Source organism: Leifsonia sp. NCR5 (assembly GCF_002105485.1).
Classification (GTDB): domain Bacteria; phylum Actinomycetota; class Actinomycetes; order Actinomycetales; family Microbacteriaceae; genus Leifsonia.
Window position 1 is genome coordinate 13,292 of sequence record NZ_NCSR01000006.1, and the last position, 20,677, is coordinate 33,968.

The following is a 20,677-nucleotide window of genomic DNA, read 5'->3' on the forward strand; positions in this document are numbered from 1 at the left end:
TGTTACAGCACCTCCGGGGCCAGCGAGATGATCTTCATGAACTTCTTGTCGCGGAGTTCGCGACCGACCGGTCCGAAGATGCGGGTACCGCGGGGGTCCCCGTCGTTCTTCAAGATCACTGCGGCGTTCTCATCGAACTTGATGTATGAGCCGTCCGGGCGGCGGGTGTTCTTCACCACGCGCACGATGACAGCCTTGACGACGTCGCCCTTCTTGACATTGCCGCCGGGGATCGCGTCCTTGACCGTGGCGACGATCGTGTCGCCCAGGCCGGCGTAACGACGGCCGGAGCCGCCGAGCACGCGAATCGTGAGGAGCTCCTTGGCGCCCGTGTTATCGGCGACCTTGACTCGGGATTCCTGCTGAATCACTTGGCCTTCTCCAGAATCTCAACCAGGCGCCACCGCTTGGAGGCGCTCAGCGGACGGGTCTCGTTGATGAGAACGAGGTCGCCGATGCCGGCGCTGTTGCTCTCATCGTGCGCCTTCACCTTGGAGGTGCGGCGGATGACCTTGCCGTACAGGGGGTGCTTCACGCGGTCTTCGACCTCGACGACGATGGTCTTGTCCATCTTGTCGCTGACGACGTAACCGCGACGGGCCTTGCGGTACCCGCGGACGAGGGCCTCGTCGGCCGCCGACTCCGCGGCCGCAGCCTTGGTGGTCTCAGCCATTACTTGGCCTCCTCAGTCTCAGTCTCGGCGTCGGCGGCCGCGGGGGCGGCCTTCTTCGCCTTGGTCTTCTTCTCAGCCTTCGCGTCGGCGACCTCGGCGGGGGCCGGGGTGGCCCTGATGCCGAGCTCGCGCTCACGGATGACCGTGTAGATACGAGCGATGTCGCGCTTCACGGCGCGCAGGCGGCCGTGGCTCTCGAGCTGGCCGGTGGCCGACTGGAAGCGCAGGTTGAACAGCTCTTCCTTGGCCTTCTTCAGCTCGTCGACGAGACGCTCGTCTTCGAAAGTGTCGAGCTCTGCGGATGCGAGCTCCTTGGATCCGATCGCCATTACGCGTCGCCCTCCTCGCGCTTGATGATGCGTGCCTTGAGGGGCAGCTTGTGAATTGCACGGGTCATGGCCTCGCGAGCGAGTTCCTCGCTGACACCAGAGACCTCGAAGAGGACTCGACCCGGCTTGACGTTGGCGACCCACCACTCGGGGGAACCCTTACCGGAACCCATGCGGGTTTCGGCCGGCTTCTTCGTGAGCGGACGGTCGGGGTAGATGTTGATCCACACCTTGCCACCACGCTTGATGTGACGGGTCATCGCGATACGAGCGGACTCGATCTGACGGTTCGTCACGTACGCGGGGGTCAGGGCCTGGATGCCGAACTCGCCGAAGGAGACCTTCGTGCCACCAGTGGCCTGGCCGGAACGGCCGGGGTGGTGCTGCTTGCGGTGCTTGACTCTACGTGGGATCAACATGGTTATGCCTCAACTCCTGCTGCGGCCGGCGCGCTCTCGGCTGCAGGGGCGTTGCCCCGGCCACCGCCGCGACGCGGACGGTCACGGTCGTTGCGCTCGCGCGACGGCTTCTGGTTGGCCTGCTCGCGAGCAAGCTCCTTGTTCGTGATGTCGCCCTTGTAGATCCACACCTTGACACCGATGCGACCGAAAGTGGTCTTGGCCTCGTAGAAGCCGTAGTCGATGTTGGCGCGGAGCGTGTGCAGCGGCACACGGCCCTCGCGGTAGAACTCCGAGCGGCTCATCTCAGCGCCGCCGAGACGGCCGGACACCTGGATGCGGACACCCTTGGCGCCTGCGCGCTGGGCGCCCTGCAGGCCCTTGCGCATCGCGCGGCGGAACGCCACACGTGCGGAGAGCTGCTCTGCGATGCCCTGAGCGACGAGCTGAGCGTCGGCCTCGGGGTTCTTGACCTCGAGGATGTTCAGCTGGATCTGCTTGCCCGTGAGCTTCTCGAGGTCGGCGCGGATGCGCTCTGCCTCTGCGCCACGACGACCGATCACGATGCCCGGGCGGGCGGTGTGGATGTCGACGCGGACACGGTCACGGGTGCGCTCGATCTCGATGCGGGAAACACCCGCGCGGTCGAGCGACGTCTGCAGCAGACGACGGATCTTGACGTCCTCGGCGAGGTAGTCACTGTACCGCTGACCCGGCTTGGTGCTGTCCGAGAACCACCGCGACACGTGGTCGGTGGTGATGCCCAGACGGAAGCCGTATGGATTGACTTTCTGACCCATTACTTGCTCGCCTTCTTCGTAGCCTTGGCAGCTGCGGCCTCATCCGGCGTCGCGAGGACGATCGTGATGTGGCTGGTGCGCTTGTTGATGCGGAAGGCCCGGCCCTGTGCACGCGGCTGGAAGCGCTTGAGGGTCGTGCCCTCGTCAACGAATGCGCTGCTCACGTACAGGTCCTGCTCGTCCAGATAGGTGTTCGACTGGTCGGCCTTGACTCGCGCGTTGGCGATCGCCGAGGCGACGAGCTTGTACACCGGCTCGCTCGCACCCTGCGGGGCGAACTTCAGGATGGCCAGGGCCTCCTGTGCCTGCTTGCCGCGAATCAGGTTGACGACGCGACGAGCCTTCTGGGGGGTCACGCGGATGTGTCGCACGCGTGCGATCGACTCCACCATTTCTCTCCTCCTTACGTCACCGCGTTAGCGGCGACGACCCTTCTTGTCGTCCTTCACGTGTCCACGGAAGGTGCGGGTGGGAGCAAACTCACCGAGCTTGTGCCCAACCATGGTCTCGGTGACGAACACCGGGATGTGCTTGCGACCGTCGTGCACCGCGATGGTGTGACCCAGCATGGCCGGGACGATCATCGAGCGGCGCGACCAGGTCTTGATCACGTTCTTGCTGTTGGCCTCGTTCGCGGCGACAACCTTGCGAAGCAGGTGGTCGTCGACGAAGGGGCCCTTTTTGAGACTGCGTGGCATCTTCTACTCCTACTTACGCTTCTTGCCGACAGTACGACGACGCACGATGAGCTTGTCGCTTTCCTTGTTCGGGTGGCGGGTGCGGCCTTCCTTCTGACCCCACGGGCTGACCGGGTGACGACCACCGGAGGTCTTGCCCTCACCACCACCGTGCGGGTGGTCGATCGGGTTCATGGCAACACCACGGACGGTCGGGCGGACGCCCTTCCAGCGCATGCGGCCTGCCTTGCCCCAGTTGATGTTCGACTGCTCGGCGTTGCCGACCTCGCCGATCGTCGCGCGGCAGCGTGCATCCACGTTGCGGATCTCACCCGACGGCAGACGGAGCTGCGCGTACGGGCCGTCCTTGGCGACGAGACGCACGGAAGCGCCGGCCGAACGGGCGAGCTTTGCGCCACCGCCCGGCTTGAGCTCGATCGCGTGGATCACGGTACCGGTGGGGATGTTGCGCAGCGGCAGGTTGTTGCCCGGCTTGATGTCCGCGCCTGCACCCGACTCGACGATGTCGCCCTGCGACAGCTTGTTCGGGGCCAGGATGTAGCGCTTGGTGCCGTCCACGAAGTGGAGCAGCGCGATACGTGCGGTGCGGTTGGGGTCGTACTCGATGTGAGCGACCTTCGCGTTGACGCCGTCCTTGTCGTTGCGACGGAAGTCGATCACGCGGTACTGGCGCTTGTGGCCACCACCGATGTGACGGGTCGTGATGCGGCCCTGGTTGTTGCGGCCACCGGTCTTCGACAGCGGACGGAGCAGCGACTTCTCGGGCGTCGACCGGGTGATCTCAGCGAAGTCGGCAACGCTCGAACCGCGACGACCGGGGGTCGTGGGCTTGTACTTACGAATAGCCATTGTCTGTTTTCCTCTAGATCCCGGCCTTAGCCAACTGCCGTGAAGATGTCGATGGAACCGGACTTGAGCGTGACGATGGCACGCTTGGTGTCCTTGCGCTTGCCGGTGCCGAACTTGGTGCGACGCGTCTTGCCCTGACGGTTCAGGGTGTTGATCGAGGCGACCTGGACCTTGAAGATGCTCTCGATGGCGAGCTTGATCTCGGTCTTGTTCGAACGCGGGTCGACGACGAACGTGTACTTGCCCTCGTCGATCAGGCCGTAGCTCTTCTCAGAGACGACCGGGGCGATGATGATGTCGCGCGGGTCCTTGTTGACGGCCATTACGCGTTCACCTCTTCCTTGTTGGACTTCGAAGCGATGAAGCCTTCGAGCGCACCCTTCGTGAAGACGATGTCGTCACTGACGAGCACGTCGTACGCGTTCAGCTGGTCGAAGGTCAGCGTGTGGACGGTGGGCAGGTTGCGGACGCTCTTGAGGCTCACCGCGTCGTCGCGCTCGAGCACGATGAGGACGTGCTTCGAGGTGGCGACAGTGGCGAGGTACTCTGCGACGGCCTTGGTCGACGGGGTCTCACCGAGGGCGAGCGACTCGACGGCGTGCAGGCGGCTTCCGCGGGCGCGGTCGGAGAGAGCACCGAGCAGAGCAGCGGCGATCATCTTCTTGGGGGTGCGCTGCGCGTAGCTGCGGGGCACCGGTCCGTGGACGATGCCACCACCGGTCATCTGAGGGGCGCGGATCGAGCCCTGACGAGCGCGACCGGTTCCCTTCTGCTTGAACGGCTTGCGACCTGCACCGGAGACCTCACCACGACGCTTGGTCTTGTGAGTTCCCTGACGCGCCGCAGCGAGCTGCGCGACGACGACCTGGTGGATCAGCGGGATGTTGGTCTGGACGTCGAAGAGCTCGGCGGGAAGCTCGACAGAGCCTGCCTTCTTGCCCTTGACATCGAGAACGTCAATCGAGGTAGCCATGCGACTAGGCCCCCTTCACTGCGTTGCGGACGAAAACGATGCGGCCGCGAGCGCCGGGAACGGCGCCCTTGACCAGCAGGAGGCCCTTCTCTGCGTCGACGGCCTGAACCTTGAGGTTCAGAACGGTCACACGCTCGCCACCCATGCGACCGGCCATGCGCATGCCCTTGAAGACACGGCTCGGGGTCGAGGAGGCGCCGATGGAACCCGGCTTGCGGTGGTTGCGGTGTGCACCGTGCGAGGCGGAGACACCCTTGAAGTTGTGACGCTTCATCACACCGGCGAAGCCCTTACCCTTGGACGTTCCGACGACGTCGACCAGCTGGCCGGCCTCGAACGTGGCGTCGACGGTGAGCTCCTGGCCGGCCGAGTACTCGGCGGCGTCTGCGGTGCGGACCTCGGTGAGGTGACGGCGCGGCGTGACGCCGGCCTTGTCGAAGTGACCTGCCGACGGCTTGTTGACCTTGCGCGGGTCGATCTGGCCGTAGGCGATCTGGACGGCGTTGTAGCCGTCGACCTCGGGGGTGCGGACCTGGGTGACGACGTTCGGCGTGATCTCGATGACGGTCACGGGGATGAGCTTGTTGTTCTCATCCCAGACCTGGGTCATTCCGAGCTTCTTGCCGAGGAGGCCACGGGAGGTCTTGGTTTCGATGTTCGACATGGCACTCCCCCTTAGAGCTTGATCTCGATGTTGACGTCGGCGGGCAGGTCGAGACGCATGAGCGAGTCGACGGCCTTCGGCGTCGGGTCGATGATGTCGATCAGCCGCTTGTGCGTGCGCATCTCGAAGTGCTCACGGCTGTCCTTGTACTTGTGGGGAGAACGGATGACACACACCACGTTCTTCTCGGTGGGAAGGGGCACCGGGCCGACGACGGTAGCGCCTGCACGGGTAACCGTGTCGACGATCTTGCGCGCCGAGGTGTCGATGACCTCGTGGTCATACGACTTAAGCCGGATGCGGATCTTCTGTCCCGCCATGTCTGACTCACTCTCTTGTTATGGCGTCGTACGAGACCGGCTCCCGAGAGAACCTGACTCGCATTGGACGCGGATGCGACGAACGCTTGTTGGGGAACGCCACTATTCTTCTGTCAACTCATCGACCGCCCGCGGACATGGGTGAACCCTTGTCTTCGAGGTTGTCGATTAAGCTTTGCTCTTCTACCCGCGGCCTAACCATCTTCCGAATGCCGCCTGGCGGCGTCTCGGTGGGCTATGCACTGCCTGGCAGTGATCCGTTCGGAGCGCACATGAGCGCACTCGTTCCGAAATGTTGAACTAGACAAGTTTGCCAGACTCCGGCCCAAGCTGCAACCCGGGCGTGTCGCGGGCGCGTCGCACGCCGCTTCGCGCTCGCCCTCAGCCCGAGAAAGCCCGGACGATCACGTCGACGGCGAGCACCACGACGACGATCCCGACCAGCAGATCCGTCCACGTCGCGAGCGCCTCCTGCGCGTTCTTGCCCCTCTTCGGCAGGTGCATCAGCCCGGCGATCAGGAGGAAGACGCCGCCCGCGATGCCCGCGGGGAGAGCCCACCCTGGCACGAGTGCCAGCAGGCCGGCGATTCCCATGCCGAGGTTGGCCGTGCCGAGCTCGCGCGTGAGCTGCTTTTCCTGCACCGTCGGCGTGGCAGCGCCCAGGATCGCCGTGGTCGGCCCCCTGCCGGAGACCTGCGCGACGCCAGCCACGAGCAGCCGCGTGCCGACTCCCCAGAACACCCACCACTTGCCGAAGACCAGCACGGGGTCTCCCCCGCCCACCGCCAGCTCGATCGAACCGGAGACGATCGGAAGCACCACGGTCTGCGCGATGACGAGCACGAAGTAGCCCATGCATCAGGACCTTATCGGCAGCACCCCGTTACGCGCCAGCAGCGGTCCGAGACGGTCGGCACTACGGGCGGTGTCCCCAAGCGCCAGACGCACAGAGCGGGGCCCGGCTGAACGCCGGAGCCCCGCTCGGGTGACGCCTCGCGCCGTCACCCCGTGCTGTTGCCAATGGGACCGCTTACGCGACTCCCGAACTTTCCGTCCGAATGCCTGTCTGCGGGTTGGCCTGGTTTGCGAGGTCATGGATATCCATACGCTCTCCCTTCATCGACGGAACCGTCCGGTTGAAACGGTGTCCTCATTCTGCGCTTTGCCCAGCGGGAGGTAAACCCCCTGGAGCAAACGCCCAGGACCCGATGGGGGAATGCAAAAAGGGGCCGGACCTTTCGGTCCAGCCCCTTTCCGAGCAGTCGGAGAAGACTACTTGATGATCTTCGTGACCGTACCAGCGCCCACGGTGCGGCCACCCTCACGGATGGCGAAGCCGAGGCCCTCCTCCATAGCGATCGGCTGGATCAGCTCGACCGTCATGTCGGTGGTGTCGCCGGGCATGACCATCTCGGTGCCCTCGGGCAGCGTGATGACGCCGGTGACGTCGGTGGTGCGGAAGTAGAACTGCGGACGGTAGTTCGCGTAGAACGGGTTGTGACGCCCACCCTCATCCTTGGACAGGATGTACGCGGTGCCCTCGAAGTTGGTGTGCGGCGTAACCGAACCCGGCTTCACGACGACCTGACCGCGCTCGACGTCCTCACGCTTGGTTCCACGGAGGAGCAGACCACAGTTCTCGCCGGCCCATGCCTCGTCGAGCTGCTTGTGGAACATCTCGATACCAGTGACCGTGGTCTTCTGCGTCGGGCGGATGCCGACGATCTCGACCTCGGAGTTGATGGCGAGGGTTCCACGCTCGGCGCGGCCGGTGACGACGGTTCCACGACCGGTGATCGTGAAGACGTCCTCGATCGGCATCAGGAACGGCTTGTCCTTGTCGCGCACCGGGTCGGGGATGGAGTTGTCGACGGCGTCCATGAGCTCGACGATCGACTCGACCCACTTCTCGTCGCCCTCGAGAGCCTTGAGGCCCGAGACGCGAACGACGGGGGCGTTGTCGCCATCGAAGTCCTGGCTCGACAGAAGCTCGCGAACCTCGAGCTCGACGAGCTCCAGGATCTCCTCGTCGTCGACCATGTCGGACTTGTTGAGCGCGACGAGCAGGTACGGAACACCGACCTGCTTCGCGAGCAGCACGTGCTCACGGGTCTGCGCCATCGGGCCGTCGGTAGCGGCGACCACGAGGATCGCGCCGTCCATCTGAGCGGCACCGGTGATCATGTTCTTGATGTAGTCGGCGTGCCCAGGGGCGTCAACGTGCGCGTAGTGGCGCTTCGGGGTCTCGTACTCGACGTGCGAGATGTTGATCGTGATACCGCGCTGACGCTCTTCCGGAGCCGAGTCGATCGACGCGAAGTCGCGCTGAACGTTGGTCGCCGACGGGTACTTGTCAGCAAGCACCTTCGAGATCGCCGCGGTGAGCGTCGTCTTTCCGTGGTCGACGTGACCGATGGTTCCGATGTTGACGTGCGGCTTAGTCCGCTCGAACTTGGCCTTAGCCACTGGGTCCTCCTCAGGACTCTCGTGTAGAAGCCCCGGCCGATGGTTTCCGGCCGGCAACTCTACGGGATTGTTTATCTATGTTACGGGATACTGCGAAAGGAGGGTGACCGGAGTCACTCGCCCTTGTTCTTCTGGACGATCTCGTCGGCAACAGCCTTGGGAACCTCCGCGTAGCTGTCGAAGGTCATCGAGTAGACCGCACGGCCCGAGGTCTTCGACCGCAGGTCGCCGATGTACCCGAACATCTCCGACAGCGGAACGTTCGCGCGGATCACCTTGACCCCGCTCGCGTCCTCCATCGACTGGATCTGACCACGTCGTGAGTTGAGGTCACCGATCACATCGCCCATGTACTCTTCCGGCGTGCGAACCTCGACCGCCATGAGCGGTTCGAGGAGCACGGGGTTCGCCTTGCGCGCGGCCTCCTTGTAGGCCATCGAGCCGGCGATCTTGAACGCCATCTCCGAGGAGTCGACGTCGTGCGAAGCGCCATCCACGAGGGTGGCCTTGACACCCACGGTCGGGAAGCCGGCGAGAACACCCACCTGCATCGCGTCCTGGATACCGTGGTCGACCGAGGGGATGTACTCGCGCGGGACGCGGCCACCCGTCACAGCGTTGACGAACTCGTAGCTCGTCTCCGGCGTGACATCCATCGGCTCGATCGTGATCTGGATCTTGGCGAACTGGCCAGAACCACCGGTCTGCTTCTTGTGGGTGTAGTCGTACTTCTCGACCGCGCGACGGATGGTCTCGCGGTAGGCCACCTGGGGCTTGCCGACGTTGGCCTCGACGTTGAACTCGCGCTTCATGCGGTCGACCAGGATGTCCAGGTGAAGCTCACCCATACCCTTGATGACCGTCTGACCGGTCTCCTGGTTCTGCTCGGTGCGGAACGTCGGGTCTTCCTCGGCGAGCTTCTGGATCGCGGTGCCCAGCTTCTCCTGGTCGGCCTTGGTCTTCGGCTCGATCGCGACCTCGATGACGGGCTCGGGGAACGTCATCGACTCGAGGACGACCTGGTTGTCCGGGTCGCACAGGGTGTCACCGGTGGTGGTGTCCTTGAGGCCGATCACGGCGTAGATGTTGCCAGCGGTCAGGAAGTCGACCGGGTTCTCCTTGTTGGCGTGCATCTGGAAGATCTTCCCGATGCGCTCCTTCTTGCCCTTGGTCGAGTTGACGATGCCAGCACCGCTGTCGACACGGCCGGAGTACACGCGCACGTAGGTCAGACGACCGAAGAACGGGTGGACGGCGACCTTGAAGGCCAGAGCCGAGAACGGCTCGGACGCGTCGGCGTGGCGAAGGATGACCTTCTCCTCGTCGCGCGGGTCGTGAGCCTCGATGGCCGGAACGTCGATCGGCGACGGAAGGAAGTCGATCACAGCGTCGAGCATCGGCTGCACGCCGCGGTTCTTGAACGCGGAACCGCAGAGCACCGGGTAGAGCTCGCTGTTGATCGTCATCTTGCGGATGGCGCCCTTGATCTCTGCGACCGTGAGCTCCTCACCGCCGAAGAACTTCTCGAGCAGTGCGTCGTCGCTCTCCGCGACGGTCTCGAGCAGCGTCTGACGGTACTCGTTGGCCTTGTCGACCAGGTCGGCCGGGATCTCCTCGATGGCGTACTTGGCGCCCATCTGGACGTCACCCTTTGCGTCACCGCGCCAGGTCAGCGCACGCATCTCGATGAGGTCGACGACGCCCTCGAAGGCGGACTCGGAACCGATCGGGAGCTGCAGCACCAGCGGCTTGGCGCCGAGGCGGCTGACGATGGTGTCGACCGTGTAGTAGAAGTCGGCGCCGAGCTTGTCCATCTTGTTGACGAAGCAGATGCGCGGGACGTTGTACTTGTCGGCCTGACGCCAGACGGTCTCGGACTGGGGCTCGACGCCCTCCTTGCCGTCGAAGACGGCGACGGCGCCGTCGAGGACGCGGAGCGAACGCTCCACCTCGACGGTGAAGTCCACGTGACCCGGGGTGTCGATGATGTTGATCTGGTTCTTGTTCCAGAAACAGGTGACGGCCGCGGACGTGATGGTGATGCCGCGCTCCTTCTCCTGCTCCATCCAGTCGGTCGTCGAAGCGCCGTCGTGGGTCTCGCCGATCTTGTGGTTGACGCCCGTGTAGAACAGGATGCGCTCGGTCGTAGTGGTCTTGCCGGCATCGATGTGGGCCATGATGCCGATGTTGCGGACCTTGTTCAGGTCGGTGAGCACGTCCTGTGCCACAGGGTTCCTCCGAAAAGTAGAAAGGTGAAGGGGTGCCGGCCCGGGTGGGGCACTCCATGGAGTACAACACCCGGACCGGCGTGGTAATGCCCGAACCGGGATTACCAGCGAGCCGGATTTACCAGCGGTAGTGCGCGAAGGCCTTGTTCGACTCGGCCATCTTGTGCGTGTCCTCGCGACGCTTGACAGCGGCGCCGAGGCCGTTCGACGCGTCGAGGATCTCGTTGGTGAGGCGCTCGGTCATGGTCTTCTCGCGACGACCCTTGGCGTAGCTGGTGAGCCAGCGCAGCGCGAGCGTGTTCGCGCGGTGCGGCTTGACCTCGACGGGGACCTGGTAGGTCGAGCCACCGACGCGGCGGCTGCGGACCTCGAGGGTCGGGCGGACGTTGTCGAGCGCCTTCTTGAGCGTGACGACGGCATCCTGACCGGACTTGGAGGCGACGCCTTCGAGCGCGTCATACACGATGCGCTCTGCGAGGCCCTTCTTGCCGTCGAGCAGGATCTTGTTGACGAGCTGGCTGACGATCGGTGCGCCGTAGACCGGGTCTGCGACGACGGGGCGCTTGGGAGCTGGACCCTTGCGAGGCATTACTTCTTCTCCATCTTCGCGCCGTACCGGCTGCGAGCCTGCTTGCGGTTCTTGACGGCCTGGGTGTCCAGCGCGCCACGGACGATCTTGTAGCGAACACCGGGGAGGTCCTTCACACGACCGCCGCGGACGAGCACCATCGAGTGCTCCTGCAGGTTGTGGCCCTCACCGGGGATGTAGGCCGTGACCTCTGTCCCGTTGGAAAGCTTGACGCGAGCCACCTTGCGGAGAGCCGAGTTCGGCTTCTTCGGGGTGGTGGTGTAGACGCGGGTGCACACGCCGCGCTGCTGGGGGTTGGCCTTCAGGGCGGGCGCCTTGGTCTTTGTGACCTTGGGGCTGCGGCCCTTCCGAACCAACTGCTGAATGGTTGGCACTGAACTTCTCCTTATATGGACTGCACGGTGACAGGTGTTGCTTCCCCGAGCCAGGGCACGCCCTGCTGGGCGTGTCTTTTCTCAGGGGGACCGATCGACGTTCAGAAGTGTTCGTCATCGATATGCCGTGGGGGCCGGACTCCCGTGCGGTTGTCCTGCCCATCGGATGAGTACGTGCCTGCCCACTCGCGGTGGCCATTCCTGGGCACCAGACGAGCGCGCGACAGAGCGCACACCCGATAAATCTTAGCTCGCGGGCAGCGCCCGGTCAAATGGATGCGGGTGCGCGCGGCGCGTCTGCAGCCCGTGATCTCCCCGCTGGGAGTATACGGCGAAGCGCGGGCATCCATCGTGGATGCCCGCGCTTCGCGGTGGAGGCGGAGAGGACTCAGCCGCCGATGCCCTTGGCGAGCTCGCTGTCGACGTTCTGCAGAGCGTCAGCGGCCTTGGTGAGGAACTGCGACATCCCGTCGAGACCGTTCACCGCGTCGGTCGTGCCCTTGGTGAACTGCTCGTACGAGGTGTGGAATGCGCCGGAGGCCTGGTCGGTGACGAAGCCGCCGTTGACGAGTCCGTTGACCAGGTTCTGCAGTTCGTGGAGCTTGGCGGTGATGTCGTCCTTGCCCGAGATGAGGCGGTTGGCGGCATCGGTCATCTCGCCGTACGTGACGTTCATGTTTGCCATGATGTCGTTCCCTTCGTGTTGTCCGAGAGGCCAACCCCTCGGCCGACCAGTGATATCAAACTATCCGCGGATGCCGGTGGAGTGGAATGGGGAGCACTCCCCATGCACCTCCCCCGGCGGTCCCCTACGCGGCGGACTCCCCGGAGCCCAGCTCCTCGCCTGCGCGCCAGAACTGCGTCGCGCAGACGATGCCCGCGACGATCAGCGCGAGGCCGAGCGCGACGAACGAGAGCGTCCAGGGCAGCGCGTCTGCGAGCTCGGAGCTGGACGAGGTCGGGCCGACGGCGGAGGATAGCGGCGTGAACGCGAGCACCAGGATCACGCCGCCGAGGCCGGAGAGCCAGAGGTCGAAGCGCCAGCGGTAGTCGAAGAAGCGCCAGAACCGGCGGCCGGGTGCATCCACCCCCTGCTGCACCTTTCCTGCGGCCTGCGCGCGGTAGTAGGAGAGCTTCTTGATGAGCGAGGTGATCGCTGCGACGGTCACACCGAAGCCGATGGAGCCGTAGATGACCCAGTAGCGCGAGAAGTCGTTCTCGTCGCCGACGCTCGCCGGCCAGCCGCCGGTGAACCAGGAGACGACCGGCACCAGCACGAGCAGCACGGAGATCAGCAGGCCGACGACGATCCAGAAGACGTGCCAGCCGACCGGGAGGACGCGGAACCGGGACACCATGCTCGCCGACGGCAGGACCGTGTCCGGAGGCGCCGGGTTGCGCTTCATCGCTCCCCTGCGCAGCTGCTCCCCGGCGACGAGGCCGCACATCGCGAGCAGCAGGATCACGCCGGGGGTCGCGCCCATCGCGACGGCGGCGACGCCGCGGATGCCGTCGAGCGAACCGTCGTCCGGGCCTCCCGCTACGGCGGTCATCACGAGACCGCCGCCGACCAGCAGCACGAACGCGATGGCGGCGAGGATGCCCCCGCCCACGCTGAGCACGCGCCCGAATGCCCGGTTCGATGCCGCGACCCGCTCCCTGCGCTGTGCGAGCGCCTCCTCGGTCAGTTCGTCGGTCACGAGACCTCCTCGGTCTGCAGTTCGGCCCAGGTGAGGGAATCGACGATCGCGTCGAAGAAGAGCGTGTACAGCTCGGGGTCGTGGGCGGTGGGGGCGGAGACGCTGACGGTCAGCAGGCCGGCGTCCGCCGGGTACGGCACCGAGTATTCGAGGTAGAGGGACGGCTCGCGCGTCTCCCCGATGACGTCCTCGCCGATCTCCCGGATGCGGGCGACCGGTCCCGTGCGCTGCTCGATGAGCTGCGCGCCGGGCGTCGCGGCGGCGAGCCGTTCGGCGAGAGGGCGCTCGGCGTCGACCTCCTCCGGCCACGCGCGGTCGCGCGCGATGAGGGCTGCGGGCAGCGGGATGCCGGGGAGGACTTCGAGCGACATCCAGAACGCGGTGGCGCCGGCGGCCCGCGCGCGCTCTGCCGTGCTCACCAACTCCTCGCGCGCATCCCGTCTCATCCGCGCCAGGCGGTCGTTGCGGCCGACCTGCTGCAGCACCAGGGTCCGGATGCGCTCGCGCATGGTCTCCTCGTCGACCAGCGGGATCTCGGCCCAGGTGCCGGGGAGGATGATCGAGTACGAGCCCTGCGGGGAACGGGCGGTGTACGTCATGCGTCCACCCTGTCCGCGAGGGTGACGGTGAGCGTCGCGACCAGCGCCTGCACGTCGGAGGCCATATCGGTGAACACGCCGAGGTTCTCCGCCGACGCCACGAACTGCACGACCTGCGCGGCGTCCGGCGGGTAGACCACCGCCACGACCCGCTCCTCCAGCTCGGCGCCGCCGTCCGGGAGGGCGTGGGCGATGAGGTTGTGCGAGCCGACCAGTTCGCCGGCGTCCACGGCGGAGCGCCAGGTCTGCACGGCGAAATAGCTCTGGCCGGAGTCCGGCTCGACGACGGGAGCAGCGAGCGCCTCCTCGTACTGGTCCGGCGTTCCGACCAGCTCGATGGGGGCGAGCGAGAAGACGAGTGCCGCCCCTGCCCGGCCGATCTCCGGGTACGGGATCCAGACCGCCGCGGTCATCGCCGGGTTGCGCATCTCGCGGAAGCGCGAGCGCGCGAACGCGAGTTCGTCGGCGAGCTTGGCGCGCATCCCCTGGTCGTCGACGAGGGATGCGGCGAGGTGCGTCGGCCAGTCCGGGTCCGAGGCTTCGGCGAGCGGCATCGGATACCAGCGCTCCGGTGTGCCGATGCTGAAGTCGACGATGTCGCGCCGTGTTCCGTTCGCCGTCACTGAGCCTCCCCTTCGCCCACCGGTACCCTACCCGCTACTTCGTGCCGTTGTTGGCGACGTTCCAGACGTCCTTGACCACGCCGACCGTGCTGCTCGTCGCTCCGCCGATCTTGTCGTAGTCGCCGGGGACGAACGACGAACCGGTGTCGATGGCCTGCCCGATCGGGTTGTTGGTGAAGCCGGAGACCGCGCCCGTGACCACCTTGACCGTGTTGTGCACCTGGTAGAGGGTCGCGGCCCCCGCGGTGAACTTCATGCCGTTGGTGAGCAGGCTCGGATCCGCCTTGGCCAGGTTGTAGAAGCCGACCAGGTCCTTGTTGATGCCGAAGCCCTTGCTGATGCTGAGGTTCAGGCCGGGGAACGCCTCGCGCGCCGCTTCCTTGATGAGCTCTGGACCGGACTTGGTGCCGGACTGGAACGCGGTGAGCGCCGCCTTCTGCGCATCCGTGCGGATGAACGGGGACTTGAACGCGTCGGAGAGCGGCTTGCTCAGGGCCTCGTTGGCCTTGGTGGCGCTCATGAAGTCCGTGCTGTGCCTGCTGACCCCCTGCAGCCGCGACAGCTGGCGGCTGTCGGTGATGCCGGTGCGGACGATGGCGGTGGCGCGCAGGTTCTTGGCCACCATCGCGAAGATCTTCCCGCCGAACAGCGTGAGCACGCAGCCGACGGCGGCGAACGCGACATCCCACCAGGAGCCGTCGCCGTTGATGACCTTGACGATGGACTCGACCAGGTCGATGATCGCTCCGATCGCGCCGAGCACGATCAGGATCTGGCCGAGGATCGGCACCCAGGCGAAGAAGATCGCCAGCACGCCCGCCCACTTGCAGATGGTCTTGAAGATGCTGAAGACGGTGGAACCCCAGTCGTCCCAGAACGAGTCCTTCAGGCCGTGGTTGTTCTTGTCGACGACGTTGACGATGGCGGCGATGGCGGTCTCTGCTGCGGAGTTCTTCGCATCCAGCGCTGTGTGCCACTCCGCGTGCGCCGCCCGCAGGTCGGCGTCGGCTGCGTCGGCGGCATCCTGAGACTTGGTGGCCGCCGTGGATGCCGTTGCCTTGTCGGCGTCTGCCGCGGTGTCCGCTGCATGCTGCGCGGTGGTCGCCGCGTGCTTGGCGGTGTTGGCCGCCTCCTGCTTGCTCTCGATGTGCGCGATGGCGGTGGTGGCCGCATCCTGGGCCGAGCGCAGAGACGACGAGTACGTGATGAGGGCGTCCGCCGTCGTGCGGTAGCGGTCGTGGGCTTTGTCGATGTCGCCGGCGACATCCTTGGCGGAGTCGCGGAACGCGTCGATGGCCTTGCTGACCATCTGGTCGACGTCGCCGATCTTCTTCAGCGTGGTGACCGAGCGCTGGATGGCGTCGGCGATCTCGGCGTAGTGGCGCGCCTTGGACAGCACCAGGTCCGGGTCGCCCTTGAGCGGCTGGTATTCGACGTCACTCATCTGCGTCTCCTAGTTCTTCGCCGGCGCTGCCGGGTAGTCCTGCGACTTCGCCGCGTCTTCCAGTGCGGTGGCAAGCCCCTCGTCCACCTTGGTGAAGCCGTCCGTGACCCCCGCGACGGACTTGGAGAGGCTCTCCACCGACTCGGTCATCTTCTTGCGCTTGTCGTTCCACTTGTGGGCGAAGTCGCGCACGTGGCCGGAGAGTCCGTCGTGGCCGGTGGCGTCCGCGACGGCGTCACTGAAGTCGTCTGCGCCCTTGAACTCGGAGACGATGGCCTCGAGGTCGGACTTGAGCTGTCCGAGCAGTTCCAGGTCGAGCTTCAGATCGGTCATGACGTTCCCCTCCGTTTTCAGGCTGTAGCCAACCTACCGAGCGCGGCATGGTGAGGCGATGGGGAGCAGTCCCCATGCAGCGACGTGCATGTATATAGGTATCGTTCTTTGCGTGCGCCTCAAACTCACGCTCTCCCGCCCATCCGGTGCCGGCGATGACATCGTCGTCACCGCAGACGCCGCAGCCAGCATCTCGGAAGTCGCCGCGAGCATCCGGCGTGTCGACCCGCGCGGCGGGGAAGGGCCGGTCACCGACGACAGGGCGCTGACCCTCCGCGCCGCCATCCCCGGCCAGGCGGAGACCCTCGTGCTGCCACCGGATGCGCCGATCGGCGAGGCCTGGATCGGGAGCGGGGCGACGGTCAGCCTGGCGGACGCCGGGGTGTACTACGCCCCGAGCGACCTCGGCGACGCGCCGGCGGTCGCGACGGCGCAGATCCTCACCGGCCCCGACGCCGGGCGTGAGTTCCCGCTCCGGCCGGGAACGGCCCTCCTCGGCAGGGACGACAGCTGCGACATCGTGCTCAACGACCCGCTGGTGTCGAAGCGGCACGTGCGCCTCGAGGTGGGCGACGGCGTCGAGGTGATCGACCTCGGCTCCGCCAACGGCGTAGTGGTGGATGGCGGCATCGTGACCCGCCTCACCGTGCGGAGGTCGGAGACCCTGCTGATCGGAGACACCGAGGTGCGCATCGCGGTGTCCGGGCTGTCCGGCATCCCCGCTGCAGCGCCGAAGGCCGGACCGGTCTTCTTCAACAGGTCGCCGCGGGTGGAGCAGCGGTACGCGGGCCAGGTGTTCCAGGCGCCGGAGGTGCCGACGGAGAAGGACGACCCGCCCTTCCCGCTGCTCGCGATGATCACGCCGCTGCTGCTCGGCGGGGCGATGTTCGCGCTCACCCGCCAGCCGACGTCGCTGCTGTTCGTGCTGCTCTCCCCGGTGATGCTCATCGGCAACTACATGACCGGGCGCACCCGCGGCAAGCGCAAGCTCAAGAAGGCCATCGCGGTGTTCGACAAGCGACTGGATGCGCTCACCGCCAAGCTGGACGCCGAGCGCCTCCGTGAGGTCGAGCTCCGGCGTGCGGAATCGCCGACGACGCACGCGGCCCTCGCGGACGCCGTGCAGCGCGGCCCGCTGCTCTGGACGAGGCGCCCCGAGCACTGGTCGTTCCTCAACCTGCAGCTCGGGATCGGCTCGATGCGGTCGAGGAACACCATCGCGAGCAACGATCGCGGCGAGATGATCGTCGAGTTCCAGGAGCGGCTGGACGCGGTCATCGACGCCAACGAGCGCGTCTCGGACGTCCCGGTGCTCGACAACCTGTTCGAGTCCGGCGCGCTCGGCATCGCCGGCCCGGCCGAGCACATCGCCGGGTCGGTCAACTCGACCCTGGTGCAGCTGACGGCGCTGCACTCCCCCGCAGAGCTCGTGGTCGCCGCCCTCGTCTCCCCGCGCTGGTCGCGGGAGCTGGAATGGCTCAAGTGGATGCCGCACACCTCGTCGCCGCATAGCCCGCTCGCCGGGGGCCACCTCGCGGACAGCGCGTCGAGCGCATCCACTGTCCTCAGCGCGCTCGAAGGGCTCGTGGAGGAGCGGCTGGCCCGCGCGAAGGGCCCGCAGCGCCGCGGTGCGATGGAGCAGGAGCGGGCCGCCATCGAGCGCGGGGCCGAGGTGGGCAAGTCGCAGACCGTCGACGGGACGCCGTCCCCCGTTCCCGCCGTGGTGGTCGTCATCTCCGGCGACGTGGCGATCGACCGGCCGCGCCTGGTGCAGCTGGCGGAGGCCGCTGCCGACGCCGGCGTCTTCCCGATCTGGCTGGACACCGACGTCGCGGCGCTTCCTGCCGTCTGTCGTACCTACGTGGCGCACGCAGAGCGGGACGACCGCGCGACGGTCGGCTTCGTGCGCATCGGCGAGACCATCGACGACGTTGTCACCGAGCCCGTCGACCGCGCCACAGCGCTCGACTACGCGAAGCGCATGGCCCCCGTGATCGACGCGGGCGCGCTCGTCGCCGACGCCAGCGACCTGCCGCGCAGCATCTCGCTCGTCAGTCTGCTCGGGCACGACCTGACCGAGTCGTCCGTCGCCGTCATCGATCGGTGGAGGCAGAACGCGTCCATTCACGACAGGTCGGGCGCGCGCCCCGTGAAGCGCAGAGCAGGCACCCTGCGGGCCATCATCGGCTCCGCCGGCGTGGATGCGATGCACCTCGACCTGCGCAGCCAGGGCCCGCACGCCCTCGTCGGCGGAACGACCGGCGCGGGCAAGAGCGAGTTCCTGCAGGCCTGGGTGCTCGGGATGGCCGCCGAGTACAGCCCGGACAGGGTCACCTTCCTGTTCGTCGACTACAAGGGCGGCTCCGCCTTCGCGGACTGCGTGAGCCTGCCGCACTGCGTCGGCCTGGTCACCGACCTCAGCCCGCACTTGGTGCGCCGTGCGCTCACCAGCCTGCGCGCCGAACTGCACCACCGCGAGCACCTGCTCAACCGCAAGAAGGCCAAGGACCTGCTGGAGCTGGAGAAGCGCGGCGACCCGGAGTGCCCTCCTGCGCTCGTGCTGGTGATCGACGAGTTCGCAGCGCTCGTCGGCGAGGTGCCGGAGTTCGTGGACGGCGTGGTCGACATCGCCCAGCGCGGACGGTCGCTCGGCATCCACCTCATCATGGCCACCCAGCGCCCCGCCGGCGTCATCAAGGACAACCTGCGCGCGAACACCAACCTGCGCATCGCGCTGAGGATGGCGGACGAGTCCGACAGCCAGGACGTTGTCGGCGTCTCGGACGCCGCCCACTTCGACCCGGCCATCCCCGGGCGCGGCATGGCCAAGACCGGCCCGGGCAGGCTCGCCCCGTTCCAGTCCGCGTACGCGGGCGGCTGGACCAGCCGAGAACCGGAGCGCGCGGGCGTCGAGGTCGCCGAACTGCGCTTCGGCGGCGAGATCCGCTGGGAGGAGGAGGGCTCCGGCCGCGAGGAGGAGCGCGACCTCGGGCCGACGGACCAGCAGCGCCTCGTGACCTCGATCGTGCGGGCGCAGGGCGAGGCCCGCATCCCGTCGCCGCGGCGTCCCTGGCTGGACGAGCTGGCCGCTGTCTACGACCTCGGGCTGCTGCGGCAGCGCACGGACGCCGAGCTGCTGCTCGGCGTGAGCGACGTGCCGGACAGGCAGCAGCAGCTGCCGGTGTACTTCCAGCCGGACGTGGACGGCAACATCGCCATCTACGGCACGGGCGGCGCAGGCAAGTCCGCTGCGCTCCGCACACTGGCGTCGTCGGCGGCGATCACCCCGCGCGGCGGCCCCGTGCGCGTCTACGCGCTCGACTTCGGTGCAGGCAGCCTCCGGATGCTCGAGAAGATGCCGCACGTCGGCTCCGTCATCCCCGGCGACGACGCCGAGCGCATCATCCGGCTGTTCCGGATGCTCAAGGAAGAACTCGAGACCCGTGGGCCGCGGTTCGCCGAGGCCAACGCCTCCAGCATCACCGAATACCGCAGGCTGACCGGGCGCCAGAACGAGGCGCGCATCCTGCTGCTGATCGACGGCTTCCCGAACTTCCGCGAGGACTTCGAGATCCCGGCGGGACGCTCGCAGTGGTACGACGTGTTCAAGGACATCCTCAGCGACGGCCGCCAGCTCGGGATGCACGTCGCACTCACCGGCGACCGCGCCGGCGCCGTCCCCACCGCGATCCGGTCGCTCGTGCAGCGTTCCGTCGTGCTGCGGCTCGCCGACGACGGCTACGGGATGCTCGACGTGCCGAGCGACATCCTGGGCCCGTCCTCCCCTCCCGGGCGCGCGATCGTCGACGGCTACGAGACGCAGCTCGCGGTGCTGGGCGGGAGCGCATCCGTGTCGGACCAGTCCGCAGCGACGACGCGCCTGGCCGAGGCGATGGTGCGCGCCGGGGTGCAGGAGACGCCGCCGATCGGCTCGCTGCCCAAGGAGTTCGCCATCGAGACGCTCCCGCCGTCGCACGACGGGGCGCCGGTGCTCGGGGTCAGCGACCTCGACCTCGGGCCGTTCGGGTTCGAGCCCGCCGGAACGCTGCTCGTCGCAGGCCCTCCGGCGAGCGGCCGGTCGACCACGCTGGCGGCGCTCGCGGCCTCTGTGCTGCGGTTCGACCCGCACGCGCGGCTCTACTACCTGGGCAACGCGCGGTCGGCGCTCGGGCGGGCGAGCCACTGGACAGACGCGGCGACGACGCCGGAGACCGCGGCTGCGCTGGCGAAAGACCTGGTCGCCGCCGTCGCCGACCCGGACACGGAGGGGCGCATCGCGGTGATCGTGGAGAGCATCGGGGACTTCCTGCAGACCCCGGCCGACTCCCCCATCGTCGAGCTCGTGCGCGCCGTGCGCCGCAGCGACCACCTGCTGGTCGCCGAGGCGGAGTCGAGCGCGTGGGGGTCGTCGTGGCCGCTGCTCGGCGAGGTGAAGAACGGCCGCCGCGGTCTGCTGCTGCAGCCGGACTCGGTCGAAGGCGACCTGCTGCTCAAGACGCCGCTGCCGAGGCTGAACCGCTCCGAGTTCCCGCCCGGGCGCGGCGTCTACATCGCCAAAGGTCGCTTCGCGCGCGTGCAGGTGCCGCTGGTCGGGGAGTAGAGAGAGGCGCGGGTGCC

The 20,677-nt window shown here is 67.0% G+C and carries 24 protein-coding genes; 1 reads left to right on the plus strand and 23 read right to left on the minus strand.

Going from position 1 to position 20,677, the window contains the following annotated elements:
• Positions 1–2 precede the first annotated feature (2 nt).
• The 23 genes from rplN to B7438_RS06985 all read right to left on the minus strand — a co-directional run bounded on the left by rplN (position 3) and on the right by B7438_RS06985 (position 16,060).
• Positions 3–371, minus strand: coding sequence for a 50S ribosomal protein L14 (gene rplN, locus B7438_RS06875; protein ID WP_055894798.1), 369 nt, complete (start codon positions 369–371; stop codon positions 3–5).
• Positions 368–673 (minus strand): 30S ribosomal protein S17, encoded by a 306-nt coding sequence (rpsQ, locus tag B7438_RS06880; RefSeq protein WP_055894793.1) that lies wholly within the window; start codon positions 671–673, stop codon positions 368–370. Before rpsQ ends, rplN begins: the two co-directional genes overlap by 4 nt.
• Positions 673–1,002: a 50S ribosomal protein L29 gene (gene rpmC / locus B7438_RS06885; protein WP_085368816.1), complete on the minus strand. Its 330-nt coding sequence runs from the start codon at positions 1,000–1,002 to the stop codon at positions 673–675. Before rpmC ends, rpsQ begins: the two co-directional genes overlap by 1 nt.
• A complete protein-coding gene (gene rplP / locus B7438_RS06890; RefSeq protein ID WP_055894786.1) occupies positions 1,002–1,421 on the minus strand; it encodes a 50S ribosomal protein L16 in 420 nt (139 codons plus the stop codon). Before rplP ends, rpmC begins: the two co-directional genes overlap by 1 nt.
• Before the next feature lie 2 nt (positions 1,422–1,423).
• Positions 1,424–2,200: a 30S ribosomal protein S3 gene (rpsC, locus tag B7438_RS06895; RefSeq protein WP_085368817.1), complete on the minus strand. Its 777-nt coding sequence runs from the start codon at positions 2,198–2,200 to the stop codon at positions 1,424–1,426.
• Positions 2,200–2,592 carry a 50S ribosomal protein L22 gene (rplV, locus tag B7438_RS06900; RefSeq protein ID WP_055894778.1) on the minus strand — a complete coding sequence of 131 codons (393 nt, stop codon included), beginning with the start codon at positions 2,590–2,592 and terminating at the stop codon, positions 2,200–2,202. Before rplV ends, rpsC begins: the two co-directional genes overlap by 1 nt.
• A 24-nt stretch (positions 2,593–2,616) precedes the next feature.
• Positions 2,617–2,898: a 30S ribosomal protein S19 gene (rpsS, locus tag B7438_RS06905; RefSeq protein ID WP_055894775.1), complete on the minus strand. Its 282-nt coding sequence runs from the start codon at positions 2,896–2,898 to the stop codon at positions 2,617–2,619.
• A 9-nt stretch (positions 2,899–2,907) separates the two neighbouring features.
• A complete protein-coding gene (rplB, locus tag B7438_RS06910) occupies positions 2,908–3,747 on the minus strand; it encodes a 50S ribosomal protein L2 (protein WP_055894771.1) in 840 nt (279 codons plus the stop codon).
• A 26-nt stretch (positions 3,748–3,773) separates the two neighbouring features.
• Positions 3,774–4,070 carry a 50S ribosomal protein L23 gene (gene rplW / locus B7438_RS06915; RefSeq protein ID WP_085368818.1) on the minus strand — a complete coding sequence of 99 codons (297 nt, stop codon included), beginning with the start codon at positions 4,068–4,070 and terminating at the stop codon, positions 3,774–3,776.
• Complete coding sequence (gene rplD, locus B7438_RS06920) at positions 4,070–4,720, minus strand: 50S ribosomal protein L4 (RefSeq protein WP_085368819.1); 651 nt, start codon at positions 4,718–4,720, stop codon at positions 4,070–4,072. The genes rplW and rplD overlap by 1 nt, the downstream gene beginning before the upstream one ends.
• A 4-nt stretch (positions 4,721–4,724) precedes the next feature.
• A complete protein-coding gene (gene rplC, locus B7438_RS06925) occupies positions 4,725–5,384 on the minus strand; it encodes a 50S ribosomal protein L3 (RefSeq protein WP_055894761.1) in 660 nt (219 codons plus the stop codon).
• A gap of 11 nt (positions 5,385–5,395) precedes the next feature.
• Positions 5,396–5,704, minus strand: coding sequence for a 30S ribosomal protein S10 (gene rpsJ / locus B7438_RS06930; RefSeq protein WP_005050520.1), 309 nt, complete (start codon positions 5,702–5,704; stop codon positions 5,396–5,398).
• 381 nt (positions 5,705–6,085) lie between these two features.
• The gene (locus B7438_RS06935; protein ID WP_085368820.1) at positions 6,086–6,559 is read right to left on the minus strand and encodes a hypothetical protein; all 474 of its coding nucleotides are present in this window, start codon (positions 6,557–6,559) and stop codon (positions 6,086–6,088) included.
• A gap of 417 nt (positions 6,560–6,976) precedes the next feature.
• Complete coding sequence (gene tuf / locus B7438_RS06940; protein WP_055894752.1) at positions 6,977–8,170, minus strand: elongation factor Tu; 1,194 nt, start codon at positions 8,168–8,170, stop codon at positions 6,977–6,979.
• 113 nt (positions 8,171–8,283) lie between these two features.
• On the minus strand, positions 8,284–10,398 hold the full coding sequence (gene fusA, locus B7438_RS06945) for an elongation factor G (protein WP_085368821.1): 2,115 nt from the start codon (positions 10,396–10,398) through the stop codon (positions 8,284–8,286).
• A gap of 118 nt (positions 10,399–10,516) precedes the next feature.
• Entirely contained in the window at positions 10,517–10,987 is a 471-nt protein-coding gene (rpsG, locus tag B7438_RS06950; protein WP_055894744.1) for a 30S ribosomal protein S7, read from the minus strand.
• Entirely contained in the window at positions 10,987–11,361 is a 375-nt protein-coding gene (gene rpsL, locus B7438_RS06955) for a 30S ribosomal protein S12 (RefSeq protein WP_055787040.1), read from the minus strand. The genes rpsG and rpsL overlap by 1 nt, the downstream gene beginning before the upstream one ends.
• A gap of 388 nt (positions 11,362–11,749) precedes the next feature.
• Positions 11,750–12,046, minus strand: coding sequence for a WXG100 family type VII secretion target (locus tag B7438_RS06960; RefSeq protein ID WP_085368822.1), 297 nt, complete (start codon positions 12,044–12,046; stop codon positions 11,750–11,752).
• Between the two features lie 124 nt (positions 12,047–12,170).
• Complete coding sequence (locus B7438_RS06965) at positions 12,171–13,061, minus strand: hypothetical protein (RefSeq protein WP_085368823.1); 891 nt, start codon at positions 13,059–13,061, stop codon at positions 12,171–12,173.
• Positions 13,058–13,660 carry an alpha/beta fold hydrolase gene (locus B7438_RS06970; RefSeq protein ID WP_085368824.1) on the minus strand — a complete coding sequence of 201 codons (603 nt, stop codon included), beginning with the start codon at positions 13,658–13,660 and terminating at the stop codon, positions 13,058–13,060. Before B7438_RS06970 ends, B7438_RS06965 begins: the two co-directional genes overlap by 4 nt.
• Complete coding sequence (locus tag B7438_RS06975; protein ID WP_085368825.1) at positions 13,657–14,283, minus strand: hypothetical protein; 627 nt, start codon at positions 14,281–14,283, stop codon at positions 13,657–13,659. The genes B7438_RS06970 and B7438_RS06975 overlap by 4 nt, the downstream gene beginning before the upstream one ends.
• Before the next feature lie 34 nt (positions 14,284–14,317).
• Positions 14,318–15,727, minus strand: coding sequence for a putative T7SS-secreted protein (locus B7438_RS06980; protein ID WP_085368826.1), 1,410 nt, complete (start codon positions 15,725–15,727; stop codon positions 14,318–14,320).
• Positions 15,728–15,736: 9 nt separating this feature from the next.
• Positions 15,737–16,060, minus strand: coding sequence for a hypothetical protein (locus tag B7438_RS06985; RefSeq protein WP_085368827.1), 324 nt, complete (start codon positions 16,058–16,060; stop codon positions 15,737–15,739).
• 112 nt (positions 16,061–16,172) lie between these two features.
• On the opposite strand from B7438_RS06985, the gene B7438_RS06990 reads away from it, so the two are divergent.
• Positions 16,173–20,660 carry an FtsK/SpoIIIE domain-containing protein gene (locus B7438_RS06990; RefSeq protein ID WP_085368828.1) on the plus strand — a complete coding sequence of 1,496 codons (4,488 nt, stop codon included), beginning with the start codon at positions 16,173–16,175 and terminating at the stop codon, positions 20,658–20,660.
• Positions 20,661–20,677: the final 17 nt, after the last annotated feature.